Source organism: Cellulomonas xylanilytica, from assembly GCF_007989805.1.
In the GTDB taxonomy this organism is placed as follows: Bacteria; Actinomycetota; Actinomycetes; order Actinomycetales; family Cellulomonadaceae; genus Cellulomonas; species Cellulomonas xylanilytica.
Genome location: NZ_BJUB01000001.1, coordinates 386,743 through 406,941, shown reverse-complemented (window position 1 = coordinate 406,941; position 20,199 = coordinate 386,743). Strand labels below are relative to the sequence as shown.

At 74.4% G+C, this 20,199-nt stretch carries 12 protein-coding genes; 8 read left to right on the top strand and 4 right to left on the bottom strand.

The features are described from left to right. Positions 1-29: 29 nt before the first annotated feature. From CXY01_RS01755 to CXY01_RS01740, 4 genes are all read left to right on the top strand, one after another. Positions 30-821, top strand: a complete 792-nt coding sequence (locus CXY01_RS01755; RefSeq protein ID WP_146925327.1) for a transglutaminase-like domain-containing protein — start codon at positions 30-32, stop codon at positions 819-821. Positions 822-846: 25 nt separating this feature from the next. Beyond that, positions 847-1,569: a potassium channel family protein gene (locus CXY01_RS01750; RefSeq protein WP_146925326.1), complete on the top strand. Its 723-nt coding sequence runs from the start codon at positions 847-849 to the stop codon at positions 1,567-1,569. Position 1,570: 1 nt separating this feature from the next. Beyond that, complete coding sequence (locus CXY01_RS01745; protein WP_146925325.1) at positions 1,571-2,935, top strand: CoA transferase; 1,365 nt, start codon at positions 1,571-1,573, stop codon at positions 2,933-2,935. A gap of 73 nt (positions 2,936-3,008) precedes the next feature. After that, positions 3,009-5,642, top strand: a complete 2,634-nt coding sequence (locus CXY01_RS01740; protein WP_146925324.1) for a hypothetical protein — start codon at positions 3,009-3,011, stop codon at positions 5,640-5,642. Here CXY01_RS01740 and CXY01_RS01735 read toward each other — a convergent pair. The 3 genes from CXY01_RS01735 to CXY01_RS01725 form a co-directional block, all read right to left on the bottom strand. Beyond that, positions 5,579-6,928: a DUF6421 family protein gene (locus CXY01_RS01735; protein ID WP_371862745.1), complete on the bottom strand. Its 1,350-nt coding sequence runs from the start codon at positions 6,926-6,928 to the stop codon at positions 5,579-5,581. The genes CXY01_RS01740 and CXY01_RS01735 overlap by 64 nt on opposite strands. Before the next feature lie 564 nt (positions 6,929-7,492). Beyond that, positions 7,493-8,896 carry an Hsp70 family protein gene (locus tag CXY01_RS01730; RefSeq protein ID WP_146925323.1) on the bottom strand — a complete coding sequence of 468 codons (1,404 nt, stop codon included), beginning with the start codon at positions 8,894-8,896 and terminating at the stop codon, positions 7,493-7,495. Then, positions 8,893-10,281 (bottom strand): COG1470 family protein, encoded by a 1,389-nt coding sequence (locus CXY01_RS01725; protein WP_146925322.1) that lies wholly within the window; start codon positions 10,279-10,281, stop codon positions 8,893-8,895. Before CXY01_RS01725 ends, CXY01_RS01730 begins: the two co-directional genes overlap by 4 nt. Before the next feature lie 194 nt (positions 10,282-10,475). Here CXY01_RS01725 and CXY01_RS01720 point away from each other — a divergent pair, with 194 nt between their 5' ends. From CXY01_RS01720 to CXY01_RS01705, 4 genes are read left to right on the top strand one after another with little or no spacing between them, the layout of a single operon-like run. Further along, positions 10,476-11,465 carry an AAA family ATPase gene (locus CXY01_RS01720; RefSeq protein ID WP_222594462.1) on the top strand — a complete coding sequence of 330 codons (990 nt, stop codon included), beginning with the start codon at positions 10,476-10,478 and terminating at the stop codon, positions 11,463-11,465. Positions 11,466-11,468: 3 nt separating this feature from the next. Then, entirely contained in the window at positions 11,469-12,611 is a 1,143-nt protein-coding gene (locus CXY01_RS01715) for a DUF58 domain-containing protein (protein WP_146925321.1), read from the top strand. A gap of 1 nt (position 12,612) precedes the next feature. Further along, positions 12,613-14,958: a transglutaminase TgpA family protein gene (locus tag CXY01_RS01710; protein WP_146925320.1), complete on the top strand. Its 2,346-nt coding sequence runs from the start codon at positions 12,613-12,615 to the stop codon at positions 14,956-14,958. Positions 14,959-14,961: 3 nt separating this feature from the next. Continuing rightward, positions 14,962-17,436 carry an NHL repeat-containing protein gene (locus CXY01_RS01705; RefSeq protein WP_146925319.1) on the top strand — a complete coding sequence of 825 codons (2,475 nt, stop codon included), beginning with the start codon at positions 14,962-14,964 and terminating at the stop codon, positions 17,434-17,436. 25 nt (positions 17,437-17,461) lie between these two features. On the opposite strand, the gene CXY01_RS01700 is transcribed toward CXY01_RS01705, so the two are convergent. After that, positions 17,462-20,143, bottom strand: coding sequence for a PASTA domain-containing protein (locus CXY01_RS01700; RefSeq protein ID WP_146925318.1), 2,682 nt, complete (start codon positions 20,141-20,143; stop codon positions 17,462-17,464). Positions 20,144-20,199: the final 56 nt, after the last annotated feature.

The window sequence follows — 20,199 nt, the reverse complement described above, 5'->3', positions numbered from 1 at the left end:
GCAGAGCGCTCGTGCACCACGATGAGCGCGTGCATCGCGACCTGACCGCCCACCTGTCCCTCGACGTCACCTCACCGGCCACCCTCGCCTTCGAGCTCGCCGTGTCCACGCAGTTCTCGGCCCAGGAGTCGCTGCGCGTCACCCTGGACGGCTCCCCGGTCCCGGTGCGCGAGGTCCCGGACCACCACGGCACCCGCCTGCACGTGGTGCAGGCGGAGGTCGGCCGGCTGGTCCTCGACTACTCGGCGTCGGTCGACGGCCGCGCGACCCCGGTCGCCTCCGACGAGGCGGACCTGCTGCGCTACCTGCGGCCGAGCCGCTACTGCGAGTCCGACACGCTCGGGCCGACCGCGTACGCCGAGTTCGCCGGCCTGGGCGGGTACGACCTGCTCTCCGCGGTGAGCTCCTGGGTGGGGTCCCGGCTGTCGTACGTGCCGGGATCGAGCCTGCCCACGGACGGGGCCGTGCAGACGCTGCTGGGCCGCAAGGGCGTGTGCCGCGACTACGCACACCTGGTCATCGCGTTGCTGCGCGCCCTGGACGTGCCCGCCCGGCTGGTCTCCGTCTACGCGCCGGGGCTGTCCCCGATGGACTTCCACGCCGTGGCCGAGGCCAACCTGGACGGTCAGTGGTACGTGGTGGACGCGACCACCCTGGCGCCGCGCACGAGCCTGGTGCGGATCGCGACGGGCCGCGACGCGTCGGACACCGCGTTCCTCAACGTGCACCACGGGTACGCCGGCCTCGACGAGCTCGAGGTCACCGCCGTCGCGGACGTCCTGCCGGACGACGACGTGCGGGACCTGGTGACGATCGGCTGAGAGCTGCGCTGCTAGCCTCCGGAACGTGACAGAACCGGACGAGCCAGGCACGGCGGTCCCACCCCGGCGCCGCTCGTTCCTCGCTCGCCGGACGGGCACCGACGACTTCGGGATCGTCCTGTCGCTGCTGGTCACGGCCTACGTCGCGTTCGCGCTGAGCTCGGACCTGTGGGTCGAGGTCGTCGTCTTCGTGCTCTACCTGTTCACCCTCGGGCTGGCGGTCCGCACGTCGAGGCCGATGCCGCACCAGAAGCGCTTCGTCCGCATCGTGCTCGTCGTCTCGGCCGTGGTCAGCGTCGTCGCGCTGGTGGCGCTCCCCCGCGCCGCCGCGGACGGCGTCCTGGACGCGGTCGTCTGCGTGATCCTCATGACCGCCCTCGTCGTGATCCTCGACCGGATCCTGCGGCGGAGCGCCGTCACCGTGCAGTCGCTGGCCGGTGCCCTGAGCGCGTACCTGATCATCGGGATGTTCTTCGCCAGCCTGTTCGGTGTGCTGGACGCCGTCACGCCCGGCCCGTTCTTCGCGTCGGGCGAGGCGGCGAACTCGCGCTCGTTCCAGTACTTCTCCTACACGACCCTGACCACGCTCGGGTACGGCGACTACACCGCGGCCATGTTCCCCGGGCGCAGCATCGCCACGTTCGAGGCGCTCGTCGGTCAGGTGTTCCTCGCTGTCCTCGTCGCCCGGCTCGTGGCCGCGTTCCACGTCCGGTCGGAGGAGACTCGGCCCGAGCGCACGGACGGTTGACATGGATGCCGCCACGACGCACGCGTGGAAGGCGCTCGGCGGGGCGGCCGACCTCGCAGGTCACGTCACGTTCGTCGGCGCTCCCGGTCTGGCGTCACCGCTGCCGGTGCGCGAGCTCGCGCGCGCGACCGTGGGCGTCTGCTCGCTGGCCGCGGCCGAGCTGCTGGCGGCACGGACCGGACGCCCGCTGCCGGAGGTCCGGGTCGACGAGGGCGCCGTGGCGGTCGCGTTCACCAGCGAGCGTCACCTGCGGGTCGACGGACGACCGATCCCGCTGTTCGCGCCGCTGTCGGGCTTCTGGCGGGCGCAGGACGGGTGGGTCCGCACGCACGCCAACTACCCGCACCACCGCGACCGGCTTCTGGCCGCGCTCGGCATCCCCGACACGGGCGACGAGACGTCCCTCGTGGACCGGCTGTCCGCGGTCGTCGCCGAGCTCCCGGCGGTCGAGGTGCAGGAGCGCGCCTACGCCGCGGACGGCCTCGCGGTCGCCGTCGCACCCCCGGCACCGTCCGACGAGCCCCTGGTCACCAGCCGGCCCACGGGGACCGGGAGGTCCCTGCCGGCACGTCGCCCCAGCCGGCCCGCCGACGGGATCCGGGTGCTCGACCTGACGCGGGTGCTCGCCGGACCCGTGGCCACCCGGAGCCTCGCGCTGCTCGGGGCCGACGTGCTCCGGGTCGACCCGCCCTGGCTCCCGGAGGAGGTCGGTACCCACCTCGACACCGGCTTCGGCAAGCGGTCCACCCGGCTCGCGCTCGACGACCCCGCGGACCGGTCGACGTTCGACGAGCTGCTGGACGGCGCCGACGTCGTGGTCATGGGCTACCGACCCGGCGCCCTCGACCGCCACGGTCTCGGCGTCGCCGCTCTGCACGAGCGCCGGCCGGACCTCGTCGTCGTCGAGCTCGACGCCTGGGCCTGGGAGGGCACCTGGGCCGGCCGGCGGGGGTTCGACAGCCTCGTGCAGGCGCGGTGCGGGATCGCCGACCTCCTTCGCGCTGCCGACGGGCGCCCGGGTGCGCTGCCCGCGCAGGCACTCGACCACGGGACCGGTTACCTCGTCGCCGCCGCCGTGCTCCGCGGGCTGACGGACCGGGCAGCTACCGGCGCGGGTCGTCACGTGCGCGCCTCCCTGACCGGGACGGCGGCGTGGCTGCTGAGCGCGGCGACCAGCGACGTCCCCACGCCCGCAGGGTCCGAGGACCCCGACCGCTGGCTCGTCGAGACGGACTCGCCGTACGGCCGGCTCCGGTACGCACGCTCGCCGCTCGGGGTCGCCGGGCTCGGCACGCAGTGGGACCACCCGCCGAGCGTGTGGGGGACGGACGAGGCGCGGTGGGCCTCGACGTCACCACCAGGCTGACCGGCGCGTATCTGCGCACCCTGCGACACCCCCTTCCCCAGCAAGCGCGTGATCGAGGCACCCGGAGGCACCGATGTCCACAGGTTCGGGATCCGGCGGGCTCGTGCCCGCAGCCGTCGAGCTGGGCGGGCTCACCGAGATCCGCGTGCACGGCGTGGGCGGGACCAGCCCCGAGTCGCTGCTCGGCGACCAGACGCCCACCCGCATCGCTGGCGACCGCGTCGCGGGCTTCTATCGCACCACCGACGCCGGGGACCGTCACCGCGAGGCGTACTCCTGGGGCGGGCTGACCTCGCGCAGCCGGATGCGGGCGCTCTGGGCGCTCCTGCTGCCGTCGATGCTCGCCAACATGGCCGGGTGGATGGCCCGCCGCTGGGTGACGTCCGGCGAGGAGGAGGTCGAGCGACCGGCCACGCTGTGGGTGTTCCGGTGGTTCGCGCGGCTGACCGCGCTGGCCCTGACGCTGAGCACCGCCGCGATGGTCACCTACCTCGCCCTCGACGTCCTCGCCTACCAGTGGGGCCGGACCGAGCCGCTTCCCGGCCCCGACCCGGCCGCCGCGACCGACGGGGTGCAGGGCGGCATCACGTCCTGGTGGGCCCAGACCGTCGAGACGTGGACGGCGGTCGACCGCCCCGGCAACCGCATCGTCCTCGGCGCCCTCGCCGCGGTCCTGGTGGCAGCGGTGTTCGCGGTCCTCGCGCGGCACTCCCGGTCGTCGTACGAGAGCGTGGTGCCGCCCACGCCGATCAGTGCGGAACCCGGTGCACCCGACGTCACGAGCACCGCGCTGCCCGCTCCGTCGGTGCGGTGCGCCGCGGCGCTCGACGGAGGGCTGCGCGCCGCCGACTTCTGGGCTGGCCTCGAGTGGCACCGGTTCCTCTCCCGGATCCATCTCACGGCCTGCCTCGGCGTCGTCGCCCTGATGCTGGGCTGGTCGACGGCGGACCTCGGGGTCGGCACGGCCGCCGGCTCGTACGGGCAGGTCGCCACCGTCGCCGCCGCCGCCGCGCTGCTGGTGCTCCTGGGGATGCTGGCGTTCGACGACGCGCAGCCCGACCTCGGCTGGATCGCACTGACCCTCACCACGGCCGCCCTCGTCCTGGCGGGCATCGCCGCGGTCAGCCTGCCGGCCGACCCGGGTCCGGTCGGGATGCTGCCGGGTGCACGCCCGTCGCTCAACGTGGTCTGGGGCGTGAGCCTGGTCCTGCTGGTCCCCCTGGCCGTGCAGCAGTCGCTCGCCTGGTCCTACCGCCTGTGGCAGTCACGGAAGCTGCGCCGGGCCGGCCGGCCGGTGCCTCGCCTCAGCACCTTCCCGTGGGCGGGGCCCTTCGTCATGAACACCATCGCGATGGTGGTGGCGAACACGGTGCTGCTGTCGGCGATCGTCTACGTCGCGGACCTCGTCGGCACGATCGAGTGGGCGTTCGCACCGGGCCCGGGCACGAGGGTCGTGGCTGACGCCGTCTACGTCCCGATGGCCATCGGGTCGCTCGCGTCGATCCTGTCGCTGGGGCTCATCGTGCTCGTGGTCCTGTTCGGCGCCGCCTTCCTCGTCGTGCTCCGCGTCCGGACCAGGGCGAACGCGCCGGCGGTCGAGGCGGACCTGCGCGACCGCTACGCCCGGGCCGGTATCCCGGAGATCGAGGTGGACGCCGCCGCGGGCACCGAGGCCGCGTGGTGGCGGTCGGCGTTCGACCCCCCGCTGTTCGGCGTCCGCGGCCGGCAGCGGCAGGGCCGGCCGACGCCGTGGGTGCACAAGGTCGCGACGATGCGCTTCGTCGGCGACCACTCGCGTGCCGTCGCCATCCTGTTCATTGCGCTCACGGTGTGCGCCGTGGTCGGGCTCGTGCTCTTCCTCAACCAGGTGCTGCTCCAGCACCGGGAGCCGCCGATGTTCTTCGTCGGCATCGGCACCAAGGTCGCGGTGGCGTTCCCGCCGCTGTACGTCCTGGTGCTCACCCTCGCGTGGCGCAACGAGCGCTGGCGCCGGGTCCTCGGCTCGCTCTTCGACGTCGGGACGTTCTTCCCGCGGGCGTTCCACCCCTTCGCGCCCCCGGCGTACGCCGAGCGGGCCGTGCCGGAGCTGACCCGTCGGATCTGGCGGCTGCACGACAACGGAGGCCGCGTCGTGGTGAGCGCGCACTCGCAGGGCAGCGTCATCGCCGCCGCCGCGGTGGGCCGGACGTCGGGCCGGGCCGGGCAGGAGCCGGCGATCGGCGTGGTCACCTTCGGCTCGCCCCTGGGCAAGCTCTACCGGTGGGCGTTCCCCGCCCTGTTCAGCGACGGGTTGCTCGCCGGCCTCACCGACGACCGCGCGGGCATCGGACCGGTGCTCTGGCGCAACGTCTACTACGCGACCGACTACATCGGGGGCGACGTCCGCTCAGGCAGCTCGACGATCTCCGACGGCGTGGACGTCGAGCTCGTCGACCCGCCGACGCACCGCTACGTCGTCGACCAGCCGCTGCCGCGCGTCATGAGCCACACGGGCTACTGGTACGACGAGGCGTTCTGGCGCGAGGTCGACGAGATGTGCAGCCTGACGCTGGCCACGGGAGGCCCCCGACCGGGCTCGGACGTCGGCGGCGGCGGACGGGACACCGTGCCGCCCGACCCCACCCTGTCGGGGAGCTACCGCGCTCAGGCGGTGATCCCGCTCGTCGACGCCACGACGTCGCCGATCTTGCGGGACAGCGCCTCGTAGAACATCGACAGCGGGAACTCGTCGTCCAGCACCGCGTCCGTGAAGCCTTTGGGCGGCCCGTCCAGCGGCAGGTCCCCCCGGGCCCACACCGACGCGGGGTGCGGCGTCACGGTGCCGGACACCAGGGCGTACGCCGCCAGCCAGTGCGCGGTCTTCGGGCGGTCGATCGACCGCCAGTAGAGCTGCTCGATCTGCTCCGCGAGCCCGATCACCGCGTCGGGCACCTGCGGCCAGTCGATCGTCAGCCGGGAGTCCGTCCAGTGCAGGACGTGGTGCTGGTGCAGCCAGGCGAACAGCAGCTGACCACCGAGACCGTCGTAGTTGCGCACGCGCGTGCCGGTCACCGGGAACCGGAACAGGCGGTCGAACAGGATCGCGTACTGCACGTACCGCGCGTGCGGGACACCCTCGCCCTCCAGGCGCACCGCCGCCCGGAACGCGGTGAGGTCGCAGCGCAGCTCCTCCAGCGAGTAGAGGAAGAACGGCATCCGCTGCTTGATCATGAACGGGTCGAACGGCAGGTCGCCCCGCATGTGGGTCCGGTCGTGGACCAGGTCCCACAGCACGAAGGTCTCCTCGGCGAGCCGCTGGTCGTCCAGCAGCCGCGCGGCGTCGGGGGGCAGCGCCAGCCGGGTGGTGTCCGCCGCGGCGCGCACGACGCGGCGGAACCGGGCGGCCTCGCGGTCCGCGAAGATCGCCCCCCAGGTGAACGTCGGCACCTCGCGGACGGCGACCGTCTCCGGGAAGAGGACCGCGGAGTTCGTGTCGTAGCCGGGCGTGAAGTCGAGGAACGTCACGGGCACGAAGAGCGCGTTGCTGAACTGCTCGGCCTCCAGGTGCGCCACCACGTCGGGCCAGCGCACCTGCAGCAGGACGGCCTCGACGCGCCGGTCGGTGCTGCCGTTCTGCGTGTACATCGGGAACAGCACCAGGTGGGGCAGCCCGTCGACACGCTGCCGCTGCGGGTGGAACGCCACGAGGGAGTCGAGGAAGTCCGGGACCCCGAAGCCGGTCTCGGACCAGCGCGTCAGGTCCTTGCCGACCGCCGTGAGGTAGTCCTCGTCGTGCGGCAGCGCGGGTGCGAGCTCGTCGAGCGACCGGGCGATCGCGTGCACCAGCTCGCGAGCGCGCTCGTGGTGCTGGTCGTCCGGGACGGAGCCGTCCTTGACCTGCACACCCTGGAGCTCCGTGACGTCCCGCTTGAGGCGGGTCCACGCGGGGTGGCCCACGAGGTCCGCATGACGCTCGTCGGCGGTGGCGGCCGCGGCCGGGCGCGCAGCCCAGATCACCGCGTTGAGCAGCACCTCCGGCTCGGCGAGCGCGTCGACCCCGAGGACGAGCAGCCGACCGCGCCCGGCGCGCAGGCCGGCGGCAACGGTGCTGCCGAGCGCCTGGCTGCCCGTGTCGGTGCGCAGCAGCGGAACCGCGAGGCCGTCGACGTGGAGGGTGGCCCGGACGGGCAGGGCCACGTCGGTCGTCCAGGCGAGCAGGTCGTCCGCGGTGAGGTCGGCGGGGACCAGGGCGCTCGGCGTCGCGTCGGCGGCGTGCGCGGTGATCCCGTGGGACGCCAGGAGGCTCGCGACCTCAGGAGCCTCGGACCCCGTCGCCAGGACGACCGTGCCCGTCCCGACGACGGGGGCGGCCGGTGCCGTGCCCGGCAGCACGAGGACGAGGTCGGGGTCGTCGTCGGCGCCGACGAGGACGAGGCCGTGGAGCTCCAGGTGGGCCCGGTGGGCGGGCGGCAGGTCACCTGTCGCGTGGACGGTCGGGAACAGCCTCATGCGTGATCTCACCATTCGGACGGCAACGTTACTGCACGGTACGTTTCGCGCGTCCTCCGGTCAACGGTCTCAGGGGCGCAAGAGCGTCAGCGCACTCAGTCCGGCGACCAACGCCACCGCCACCCCGACGACCACGAGAGCCACCCGCAGACCCCGCCTGCTGTCCCCCGTCCACCGGGCCTCGAGGGTGTCCTTCGAGGTGAGGTAGCGCAGCGCGAGCCGCGTCCCGGGCGCCGGCGCGACGACGTCGTCCACCGGCGCGGTGATCCCCAGCGCACGCGGGTCGGCCTGCACCGCCGCGGCGGCGCCGTCGTCGCTCGCCGCCAGCAGGTGGCTGAGGTCCTCCACCGGCGGGGCCGTCTCCGGACCCGGCGCGGGCGGGACGATCGGGGCGTCGACCGGCAACGACAGCCGGCTCGCCGCCGTCAGCGCCGCGCCCAGGCACACCGCGTACTTCGGGTGCGCGTCGACCACCACCGGGACGCCGAGCTCCGCCGCGATGAGCTCGGACACCAGCGGGATCCGGCTCGAGCCGCCTGTGAGGAGGATCGCGTCGAGTTCCTGCGGCGCCAGCCCCGCCGACTCGATGGTCCGCGCCAGCGTGTCGATCGTCCGCAGCACGTCGATCCGGATGGCACCCTCCAGCTCGCCCCGGGTCATCCGCACCTCGCGGGTGATCCCCGGCAGGATCACCGGGATCGTCGCCTCGACGTCCTGCGACAGCGTCTCCTTGGCCAGGACCGCCGCCTCGCGCACCGCCGCCAGCCCGTGCCGGACGGCCGGCTCGTCCGGGTCCAGCGACGTCCACGCGCGACCCAGGGTGGCCGCCACGTGGTTCATCACCACCTGGTCGACGTCCTGGCCCCCGATGTGCTCGTCTCCCCCGGGCTCTCCCCGCAGCTCGTACCCGTCCGCCGTCTTCTCGACGACCGCGGCGTCGAACGTGCCACCCCCGAAGTCGTACACCGCCACGACGGCGCCCGTCGGCACCCGGCGCAGCGCCGCGTAGTGCACCGCGGCCGCCACCGGCTCCGCGAGCAGGCCGACGTCCGTCATCGTCGCCTCGCCCGCCGCTGCGACGAGGAGGTCCCTCCGCAGGTCACCCCACGCGGCCGGGCAGGTGAGCGTCACGTGCGCCGCCGGGCCGCCCTCGCGCGCGGTCACCGTCTCGACCACCCAGCGCAGCAGCGTGCCGGTCAGCACCTCCGGGGCGAAGCTCTCGTCACCGAGCAGCAGCCCGGTCGGGTCCCCCATGCGGCGCTTGAACCCGCGCCCGAGCCGCTCGGGCTCCAGCACGCCGCGACGCACGGCCGCGTCGCCCACCAGCAGCGCACCGTCCGGACGGAGCAGGACGGCCGAGGGAATGGTGTCCGTGCGGTCCCCGAGCGCCACGGTGGCGGCCCGACCGTCGCGCCAGACGGCGGCCGCCGTGTACGCGGTGCCGACGTCGATGCCGAGCGTGTACGAGCTCATGAGGCGCCCTGCTGCCAGATGCACTGCGCCGCGACCGAGCGGAACGTCTCGCACTGCGCCTTCGCGGTGGGCTCGTCCGGCAGGCCGTCGGTGAAGACGACCGTGTTGGGCACCCCGTTGGGCCCCTCGAGGAACGCCGCGGAGTCGGCGCTGCTCTTGAGCTGCACCCCGAGGGCGCCCGCCCCCTGGAGCGCCGCCACGAGGGCGTCGGCCGCACCGGCGTTCGCGGTGTCGTCCTGCGGGAAGTTGCCCCACCGCACGTACCAGCCCTGCGGCTCGAACGGTGTCCCCGCGGGCCCGGCGGCGGTGCTCGTCGGCGTCGGCTCCGGCGTGGCCGTCGGGGTCGCCTCCGCCGGCGGGACCGCCACGCACTGCTCCTCGCCGAACGCGCCCTGCACGTCGTCGGCGACCGCGCGCACCTGGAAGCAGTGCTCGGCCTCCGTCAGGCCCTCCCACAGGAACGACGTCTGGTCCGGGTCGTCGACGCCCTCGCTCGAGGTGCCCGTGACGCCCTGCGCCCACTCCTGGATGCCGTAGCCCGTGGCATACGGGCTCCGCAGCCACACCACCCGGACACCGCCGGGCACCGCCTCCAGCGACTCGACCTCCACAGGGGGTGGCGTGCCCGCGCGGAGCGCGACGGCGCCACCCTGCCCGCGCAGCCACAGGTAGCCGAGCACCCCGGCGACGACGAGCAGCAGCGCGAGCACGACCCACAGCTTGCGGACCACGGCGCGCTGCTCGAACGTCCCGGCCAGCTCTCCCGCACGGTCGGACCTGCTCACCCGGTAGGTGACGGTGAACGCGTGCGGCACCGGCTTGCCGAACAGCCGGGGGTTGCGCGCCTGGACCGCGAGGTACGCGGGAACCGTCCGGCCGGCCGGCACCTCGACGACCTGCGGCGCCAGCACGAAGCGCAGCAGCTCGGCCGCGTCCGCCACCTCCAGCGTCACCGTGAGGTCGGTGGTGCCGGTGTTGCGCAGCTCGACGCGGAACCGGCCCGCGCGGGCACCCTTCGGGCCGTCGCCACGCAACCGCACGTCCAGGCCCTGGACGGGGCTCACGACGACGTCCCCCTCGACCACCGCGGCGACGTCGCGGTTCTCCAGCGAGACGCACCGGACGCCGAACGGGATCGTCCCGACGGGCGCCGCGGGCGCGGGCGGCGGCCGGAACACGATCTCGACCGTCTGCTCCTCGGACTCCCCCGGCAGCACCGAGACGTGCTGCGGGACCACCGTCGACCACCGGGCGGCGTCGCCGAGGACCTCGACGCGGTACTGCGCCACGATGTCGCCGACGTTGCGGACCGTCACGCGGGTGCGCACCTGGCCCCCGGGATCCGTGGCCAGCGTGTCCTGGGCCAGGACGAGCACCGGATCCATGGCGGGCCCCCTCCCGGTCTGGCAGCGCTCGGGGCGACGCGACGACGTCCGGGTCACCCCACTCGTGACACGACCGTACCGGGGATGCCGCCTCCCGATCGGGCAGTCCAGGGCGTATCTCTGCGGCAGGTCGCGTCTCTACTATCGACGTACGGATTGTCCCAGATGTGAACACGGCCGTATCGGGGGATGTCGTGGATCGTGAGGTCGAGGACGGGACGTCGGCGGGCAGGGCTGCCTGGTTCGCCGACAGGTTCGACGCGCTGGCAGCCAACGTCGAGTCGTTCATCAAGGGCAAGACCGACGTCGTCCGCATGGCACTGATCTGCATGCTCGCCGAGGGGCACCTGCTCCTCGAGGACGTCCCCGGCACCGGCAAGACGTCCCTGGCCAAGGCGATGTCGCAGTCGATCGACGGGTCGATGCGCCGCATCCAGTTCACGCCCGACCTGCTGCCCTCCGACGTGACCGGCGTGCAGGTCTACGACTCGGGCAAGCGGGAGTTCGTCTTCCACCCGGGAGCCGTGTTCGCGAACATCGTGCTGGGCGACGAGATCAACCGCGCCTCGCCCAAGACCCAGTCGGCGCTGCTCGAGGTGATGGCCGAGCGCCAGGTGACCATCGACTCGATCCCGTACCTGGTGCCGCGGCCGTTCATCGTCATCGCGACGCAGAACCCCGTCGAGCAGGGCGGCACGTACGACCTGCCCGAGGCCGAGCTGGACCGGTTCATGATGCGCGCAACGCTGGGCTACCCGGACCACGACTCGGAGGTCCAGGTGGTCACCAACATCACCGCGGGACGGTCCACCGACGAGCTCCAGGCGGTCATGAGCACCGCGGACCTGCAGCAGATGAACCAGATCGCCGCCTCGGTGCACCTCGCGCCCGCGGTGCTGGCCTACATCGTGACGATCACGGCCTCCACCCGGACGCTGCCCGAGCTGCGGCTCGGGATCAGCCCGCGCGGGACGATCGCCGTGGCCAAGGCGGCCCAGGCGTTCGCCGCCGCACAGGGCCGCTCGTTCGTCACCGCCGACGACGCCAAGGCCGTCCTGCCGTACGTGCTGCCGCACCGGATGATCCTGCGGCCCGAGGCCGAGCTCCAGGGCCGCACGGCGCGCGAGCTGCTGGAGACGCTCGTGGCCTCCGTCCCCGTGCCCCAGGTGCGAGCCGGGGTGTGAGCCGTGATCACCACCTCGGGCAAGGCGGTCGCGGTCGCGGGCGTGCTGCTCCTGGTTGCGGGCTGGTGGCTGGACTACCCGGAGCTGGTCGCGATCGGCCTCGCGTGCGTGCTGGCTCTCGCGATCTCCGCGCTGTGGATGGTCTACCGGCCGTCGCTGGACGCCGTCCGCGAGATCCAGCCGCTGCGTGTCCAGGAGGGTGAGCTCGCCCGCGGCGTCGTCACGCTGACCAACACCGCCGGGCGGCGCAGCCCGCCCGTCCTCGCGCTCGAGCGGTTCGGGTCGCGGACGATCACGCTGCCCCTGCCGAGCCTCGCGCCCGGCGCGTCGCACGCCTCGACCTACCCGCTGCCCACCGACCGGCGCGGGGTGTTCCCGGTGGGCCCCCTGTCGATCGGGCACACCGACCCGCTGCGCCTCATGCGCATCTCCCGCGACTACGCCTCGACCGGGGCGCTGACGGTCTACCCGTTGCTGCACGCGGTCGCGGTGTTGCCCAGCGGCCGGTCGCAGGACTCCGAGGGGCCCACGTCGTCGAGCGCGCCGCGCGGAGGGATCGCGTTCCACAGCCTGCGCGAGTACGAGCCGGGCGACGACCACCGGCTCATCCACGCCAAGGCCAGCGCGCGGACCGGCGTGCTCATGGTCCGCCACAACGTCGTGCCCCAGGAGCCGCGCCTGATGATCGTGCTCGACACGTCGGCGGAGCCGTACGACGCCCAGAGCTTCGAGGAGGCGGTGCGCGTCGCCGCGTCGCTCGCGGTCGCCGCGGTCGACGGGCGCTTCCCGCTCGCGCTGCACACCACGGGCGGTGCCGGGGTCGTGGTCGACCGCACCCGCGACCGCAGCGAGGTGCTCGACCTGCTCGCCCGCGTCGAGCCCTCCACCGACGACCCGGGCCTCGCCGCCCTGCTGCGGCTCACGCCGCGGGAGGAGGGCGTCTCGCTCGGCGTCGTCACCGGGCAGCCGTCGCCCGAGCAGCGCGCCGCCGTGTCCCGGGCACGCGGACGGTTCCAGATGGTGTCGGTCGCGCAGCTGGGCGAGCGGTTCGGTCGGCGGGCGGCACCCCTCGAGGGGGCGCTCGTCGTGAACGTCGCCACGAGCGAGGACTTCGCCGAGGCGTGGAACTCGCAGATCAGGGGCTGATGTGACGGACGGGGGGCGGTGGGGCGCGACCGCCGGGATCGTGGCCGAGCTGGTGCTCGGCACGCTCGCGGTGGCGGTCGCGTGCCTGGCGTTCGGCCCGTACTTCGCCGGGACCGGCTGGCTGCCCGTGACGCTGGGCGCCGTGCTCGTCGGCACGGCGCTGGCGGGTGCCGGCGTGCTGTGGCGCTGGCCCGCCTGGACGATCGCGCCCGTCGGCCTCGTGGGCCTGTACGTCTACGCGCTGCTCGCGCTCCAGCCATGGCCACCCGACCCGGCGGCGGCCGGGCAGGACCTGCTGTCCGGGTGGGACCGCATGCTCACCGTGGCCCTGCCCGCCGACCCGGCACCACCGGTGCTCGCCCTGCCGGTGACCGCCGGTCTCGTCGCGTCCTACCTGGTGGGCGTGCTGGTCCTGCGGACGTCCGTGGTCGTCACCCTGTGCCTGCCGCCGCTCGCCGTCTTCGTCCTGGCCCTCGCGGTCACGGCCTCACGGCAGGAGACCCAGCTCGTGCTCACCGTCGCGCTGCTGGCCTGCCTGGCGCTCCTCGTGCTCGTGCGCGCCAACCGGCCGGACCCCGCCGCGGTGGTGAGCCGCGACGTCGCCGCGGAGCACCAGCGCGAGCTCGAGCTCGACCGTGCGGTCGGCGGGGACGCCGTCTCCGCGCGACGCACGTCGGCCGTCGGTCGCGTGCTGCTCGGGGTGCCCGGGGTGGCCCTCGTCATCGTCGTCGCCGCGGTCGGCGCGCTCGTCCTGCCGCTGGCCGACGGCTCCGACCGTGCCGACCCGCGCGACGCGCACGAGCCGGACGTCAGCGTCACCGTCGGCCTCTCCCCGCTCGTCGAGCTCAAGCCCCAGCTGGTCGGGGACCCCACGCCGCTCTACCAGGTGACCGTCCACGGGACACCGCGCACCCCCGTGGACCGCATCCGTCTCGCGGCCCTCGACGCGTTCGACGGTGCCCTGTGGAGCCAGTCGGGCACGTTCGTGCTGGCGGGCACCCAGCTCCCGCAGCCCGAGGTGCCCTCGACCGCCTCGGAGGAGGTCACGCTGGAGATCTCCGTGCTCACGGCTCGCAGCCCGTACCTGCCCGTCGTCGGCCGGCCCCTGACGCTCACCGGGACGTCCGCCGCCATCGACGAGTCCAGCGGGTCCCTGGTCCGCGCGGACGCCGACGACAACCTCTCCGGCGCCGTCTCGTACACCCTGACGGCCGAGGTGGCCGGTCGGGCGGGCATCGACACGGCCGCGCCGCCGAAAGCCGCACCCGCGCTGCTCGCCCTGCCCGACGAGCCCACCTGGGTGTCGAGCGAGGCACGGACCGCGCAGGCCGACTGGGTGACACCGTGGACTCAGCTCACGAGCCTCGAGGAGACCCTGCGCAAGCGGAGCACCAACCCGGACGCCCTGCCCGGGCACTCCTACGGTGCCGTCGAGCGCGTGCTCGTCGGCCCGGACGCCCTGCCCGGCAACGCGGAGCAGTACGCCTCCGCGTTCGCGATCCTCGCGCGGGCGATGCAGTACCCCAGCCGCGTCGCCGTGGGCTACCTGCTCCGGGAGGACGAACGCGTCGGTGACACGTACACCGTGCACTCGACGGACGTCCACGCCTGGCCCGAGGTCCTCCTCGACGGGTACGGCTGGGTCGCGTTCGACCCGACGGACACCACGAACCTCGCCGACGCCCAGGCACCGCAGGACCCCGACGAGCCGGTCCTCCCGCAGGACGCCGGCGCCGCGCAGCCCGCGCAGCCGGACACCTCGCAGCTCGACGAGGCGACCGAGGTCCCGGGCGGCACCCTCGCCGCGGTCGTGCGCGGGTCGGCCTACCTGGTCGCAGGGATCGTCGTCGTGGTGCTCCTCGCGCTGGCGGGGATCCTCGTCGCCAAGGCGGTGCGACGGAACCGGCGGAGGCACCGCGGCACCGCGGCCCAGCAGGTCGCCGCGGCGTGGCGCGAGACCAGTGACCGGCTGCGCGAGACGGGTGCGCCCACCCCACCGACGTGGACGGCGATCGAGCAGGCCACCTGGGCCAGCCGGCGGGACGAGCCGACGGTGGGTCCGGAGCTGCTGACCCTCGCCCAGCTGCACACCGCCGTGGTCTACGCCCCCACGGAGCCGAGCGCGGTCGTCGCCGCACAGGCCTGGGAGCTCGAGCAGAGCGTGCGCACGGCGATCGCCCACAGCCTGCCGCTGCCGGTGCGCTGGCGCGCGGCGCTGGACCCGCGGTCGCTGGTCGACCCCCAGGGTCGCTGGGCACGCCGGTCCCCCGCACCGCCCGCACGCCCCGCGCAGACCGAGGCACCTGTCGGCGAGCCCGTGACCGCCGGCCGATCGCACGAGGGCTGACCCGTGCTGCGCGACACACGACCGCGACGACGCCCCCGGACCCGGGTCGCGCTCACGGCTCTCGTCGCGTGCGCCGTGGTGGCCGCTCCGCTCGCGCTCGCGCTGCGGTACGGCGAGGACGCCCCGCTCGAGGCGCCTCGCCAGGTGGCCGGGCGTGCCTGGGTCGCGTCGCCCGAGCAGGGCACGGTCTCGCTGCTCGACGGCGCGTCGCGGGAGATCGTCGTCTCGCTGCCCGCCCCCGGCAGCCTCGCCGGGGACGACCTGGTGGTGACCCAGAGCGGCTCGTCGGCGTACGTCGTGGACCGCACCCTGGGCACGGCCGCGCGCATTGACGGGGCGACCTTCGCGGCCGGCGCCGCCGCCGGCCTCGCGGCCCCCGGCGGCCGGCCCCTCGTGCTCGAGGGCGGCGGTGCCGTCTACGTGCTCGACCCCGAACGCCGGACCGCGGCCCGCGCCGCCCCGGAGACGCTCGAGGTGCTTGTCGAGCTCTCGCTCGCCGCGGAGCCCGGCGACGGGCAGGCGGTCGTGGACGACGCCGGGCGGCTCTGGGTCGTCGACGCGGTCACCGGTGACCTCACGTGGTTCGACGGCACCAAGCAGGTCGAGCCGCTGGGGCTGCCCGACGCGCAGCTCGTCCTCGTCCAGGGGCGTGCCGTCCTCGTCGACGTCGCGGGGGGTCGGGTCGTGCGGCTGGGGCCGGACGGGCCGACGGGCCGGTGGTCCTGCGCCGGCGAGTGGGACGGTTCACCGGCCAGGATCCTCGGGTCGACGACGTCGGACCAGGTCTACTCGGCCGTGCCGGCCGACGGCACGTTCGTGGTCGCGTCGGTCGGCCGGGACGACTGCGCGACCGCCATCGAGCTGGCGGAGCCGGGCACCGCCGAGTTCGGGCCCCTGGCGCAGGACGGTCGGTACGTCTTCGTGCCCGACCGCACCACCGGGCGGACGGCGGTCGTCGACACGTCCCTGGGCCGGCGGGTGGCCGACCTCGAGCTGGCCGGGCCCGGCAACCGCGTCGAGCTGACGTCGAAGGACGGGATCGTCTTCTACAACGACCTCGACTCCGAGGTGTCCGGCGTGATCTCGCTCGAGGGCGACACCTGGACGCCGACCGAGGTGCAGAAGTTCGACCCGAGCACGGACGAGGGGGTCGCCGTGCTCGGCGACTCACCCGCGGGCGACGACGCGACGCAGACCGACGGGACCGGGGCGACCGACTGGGCCGCCGTCGCCCCGGAACGCGACGGGCGCACCGCGCCGTCGGCACCGTCGAGCGCCGTCGAGGGCGGGCCGCTGATCGACGGGGTCAGCGTGCGGCCGGACCCGGCCGTGCTCGGTCAGCCGGTGCGCCTCCTCCCGGACGTCCGCGGCGCCGTGGGGACCACCTGGACGTGGACGATCACGGCAGCCGACGGCACCGTGGTGTGGACCTCCGACCAGCCCGGCCCCGTCGACGTGACGCTCGAGGCAACGGCACCGGCGTCGTACACGCTGTCGCTCGAGATCGTCGACTCCGCCGGTCACCGCGCGACAAGCAAGCGGGCGCTGGACACCGTGCTGGTCCCGACCCCGCACATCGAGAAGTTCCTCGTGGACGACACGACCCCGGGCACGAGCGAGATCGTCCACATCGCCGCGGTCGAGTCCGGGCTGCCGGAGGGCGGCGCCACGTGGCAGTGGAGCGTCACCCTGCCGGAGAAGGGTCTGCTGTTCGCCCAGGAGCTCCCCGCGGGCGCACCGCTGCCGGTGCGGTTCCCGGAACCCGGCGAGTATGAGATCGCCCTCGCCGTGACGAGCGGGACGCTCGAGGACGTGGCCACCGTGCCGGTCACGGTGGCGGACCGCTGCGTCCCGGCGCTGACCGGCCGCAGGTTCATCGACCTGCGACGCGACGGCACCGGGACCTTCGCCGTCACGGCGGACGACTGCTTCGTCGACTCGACGGTCACCGTCGAGGTCCCCCCGTGGCTCGCCACGGACACGGCGAGCATCGATGTCGTCGCAGGCCCGATCGAGACGGTCGACGGCATCGAGCACACGACCGAGGCGGCACCCGTCCCCGTCGGGGTGCGCGTCACGGGCGCTCCCCCGTCGGACGGGGTCGTCACCGGGGCGGTCACGCTCGTGCTCGGCGACCAGCGGGTGCCGGTCGACGTCCGGGTGAACATCCCGCCCGTGTGGACCGCCGACCCCACCTGTGCGCGTGACGGGAGCACGGACCGTGCGGTGGTGACGGCGACCCTCGCCGACGCCGACGCGGGCTCGCTCGACGTCCGCCTCACGTTCGACGGCGTGCCCGACGGCCCGGCCGGCGGCTACCGGATGCTCCCGAGCGGGTCGAGCCGCGGCGTCTACTCGCTCGTGGTGCCGGCCGGCGTGGACCTCGCCGACGTGTCGGCTGCCTCGATCCAGCCGACCGACCGGTTCGGCGCCGTCGCCGAGTCCCGGGCTGTCTCCCTGGCGGCGTGCTCGTCGTGACCCGTGGTCCGTGACCCCGGACGGGTCACGGGGAGATCGTCGGCGAGATCCACGCGGCCCAGTCCTGCGCGGCGGTCTCTCCTGCCTCGACCCGGAGCACGATCCTGCGCGCCCCCGCGACGCGCGAGAGGTCCACGTCGATCGCCCGGAGCACGCCGTCGGCGCCCGTGTCTGCGACCGCGTGGACCTCGACCCTGTCGTCATTCGGCATGACGGCGATCACGCGGAAGGTCACGACGCCCGCCGAGGTGGCTCCGGTCACAGCGACGAAGCCCACCGTCGCCCGGAACCGGTCGCCGGCGAGGACCGGTGCGTCGAGCGTGTACGTGCCCTCGATCCACCCGCCGGTCACCCACTCGGGGTGCATCGACAGCACGGGGGGCGCGCTCCCGTCCTCGAGGACAGCCCATCCGTACAGGATCGCGCCGCCACGCGGGTCACCGTCGGTCCCGGGGAACGCCAGCGCACCGGCACCGCTCGCCCAGGTGGCACCCCACGCGCGGTCGTACAGGTTCACGGGCGGGTTCGACCCGCCCGAGACGACGACCCCCACGGCGTCGCCGAAGACGACGACCGACCCGCCACCGGGCTCGCTGCGCAGGACGGTCCCAGCGGCGACGGCGTTGCTCGCCTCGGTCGACGCGCTCGCCCCGAGACCGGCGCTCGCCAGGGTTTCCGTCGCCTGGTCGACCGACATGCCCGTCACGTCGGGCACCGTCGTCGTCGTGCTGATCTCGGCGGTGGCCTCGTCGACCGACCCCTTGTACCGGACACTCAGCGTCACCGTGTAGCGCGAGGGGTGCGGGACGGTGACGACGAACGGTTCGCCGGCGGAGCGGACGCTCGGGCTCAGCACGGTCTCGCCACTGACCGAGTCCGCGACCGACCAGGTCCAGGTGGCGCGACGGCCGACCACCGTCTCGTCGGCCGTGCAGGTGATCGCCTCCTCGGGTGCCGGGGTGACAGGCGCGCAGGCAAGTCCAGAGACGGCCGGCGTGCTGGCCGGGTCGGCGACGAGCTCCAGGGTCGTGCTGGCCGCCGCTGTCCCGGTCGGCCCTACCAGCACCATCTCCACGGCGTGGACGCCGAGACACTCGCTGGACAGCGGCCCCAGGGAGGTGGTGAAGACCTCCCCCTGTGGCACCGCCGCCATGGGCGTCGTCTGCGCGAAGTCGCAGTCCTGCGCGCGCACGGTCACCGCCCAGTGCGCACCCTCGGTGTTCGCGACGGGTGCGGTCAGCGTCGTCGTCCCGTCGGCACCGATGGTCGCCGGCGTCGCCGTGAGGGTGCCCACGGCCAGCACGTCCGGGGCCGGTGGCGGTCCCGTGGCGGCACCGGAGCCCGGCCTGGAGGGCACGGCCGCCGTCGGCGCGGAAGGTGCTCCGCTCGGTGTGGGTGGCGGACCGATCGGGGGCTGCGTGGTGTCGGGGGTGGGGTCCGTCGGCTCCGGGGCGGGCGTCGGCGGGGCCGACCCGTCGGGCGTCTGGGTCACGGCGTCCGGCGCCGCAGGTAGGCCGGACGCCGGGGGCGTGCCCGCGACTGAACCATCGCTCGGGCCGGTCGGCGTCTCCACCGTCACCGGCTGCCCGGTGGTGGGGTCGTACTTGTCGATCGACGGGCCCTGGACCCAGGACCCGTCGGCGAACGTCAGCACGCCGCTGACGTGCGAGTCCAGGTCGTTGTAGAACACCAGCCCGTCCTTGGCCACCAGCTGGACGTCGTTGCCCGGCGGCGTCAGCGGGAAGGCGACCACCCTCGTGCCCGTCCGGGTGTCGACGACGGTGGTCGTGCCGTCCGTGCGGTTCGGCACGAACAGGTAGGCACCGCTCTGCGCGAGCGCGCCGAAGTCGTTCGTGCCCGGCTCTGCGACGGGGACCACCCCGGAGCAGTCGTCACGGTCCACGGCCGCCACGACCACGGTCCCGGTGCTCGGGACGGCCGCGTAGACCTCAGGGCGGGTGTGCGAGCCGAGCACGCGGACCTGGTCCTCCGGCCGCACGTCGAGGCAGCCCCATGCCTGGACACCACCGCGGTCGACCCGGGCGACCCGGCGGTTCGCAACGTCGACCACGGCCGGCCGGCCCTGCACGAGGACGACGACGCTCTGTGGGTCGACGTCCCGGATCACCCCCTGGCGGGTGCCGTCGACCCAGGTGAGCCCGCCCCCGCCCGCGTCGACCGCCCACAGCCGCCCGTCGTCGTCGACCACCGTCTGTCCCGCTCCTGGCTCCGCCGCGAGCGACACCGTCTCGCCGGTCCGCAGCGTCGTCGGGTCCAGCTGCGTCGCCGTGCGCTCCGCCGCGTCGACGACGAAGAGGGCGTCACCCCCGGTCAGGACCGATGTGCCGCCGCCGGGGGTGCCCAGCAGGAACGGGGAGGACGGCGCGTACGTCGCACCGTCGAGGCGCGTGACGGTCCCGGCGGCGACGTCGGTGACGTACGCGGACGGCCCCGCCTGCGTGACGTCGAGCGGACCGGCGGGGATCGTCACCCGCACCGATGCGGCGAGCTCCTGCGAGGAGCCGTCGATGAGGCTGAGCAGACCCTGGTCCGGCGAGGCGATCCACACGGTGCCCGTCTCCTGGAGCAGCTCCGCGACGGGGTTGCCCTGACCGGCCGTCCCGACGAGCACCACGGGTACCGCCACGGCCACCGCGCTGACGACCGCGGCCGCGCTGGGCCGGCGACCGCGGGACAGTCCGCGCACCCCGATCGCCTCCCCCCGGAGGCACGCCGGACCCCCGCCCGCGCGACCCCTCCCCC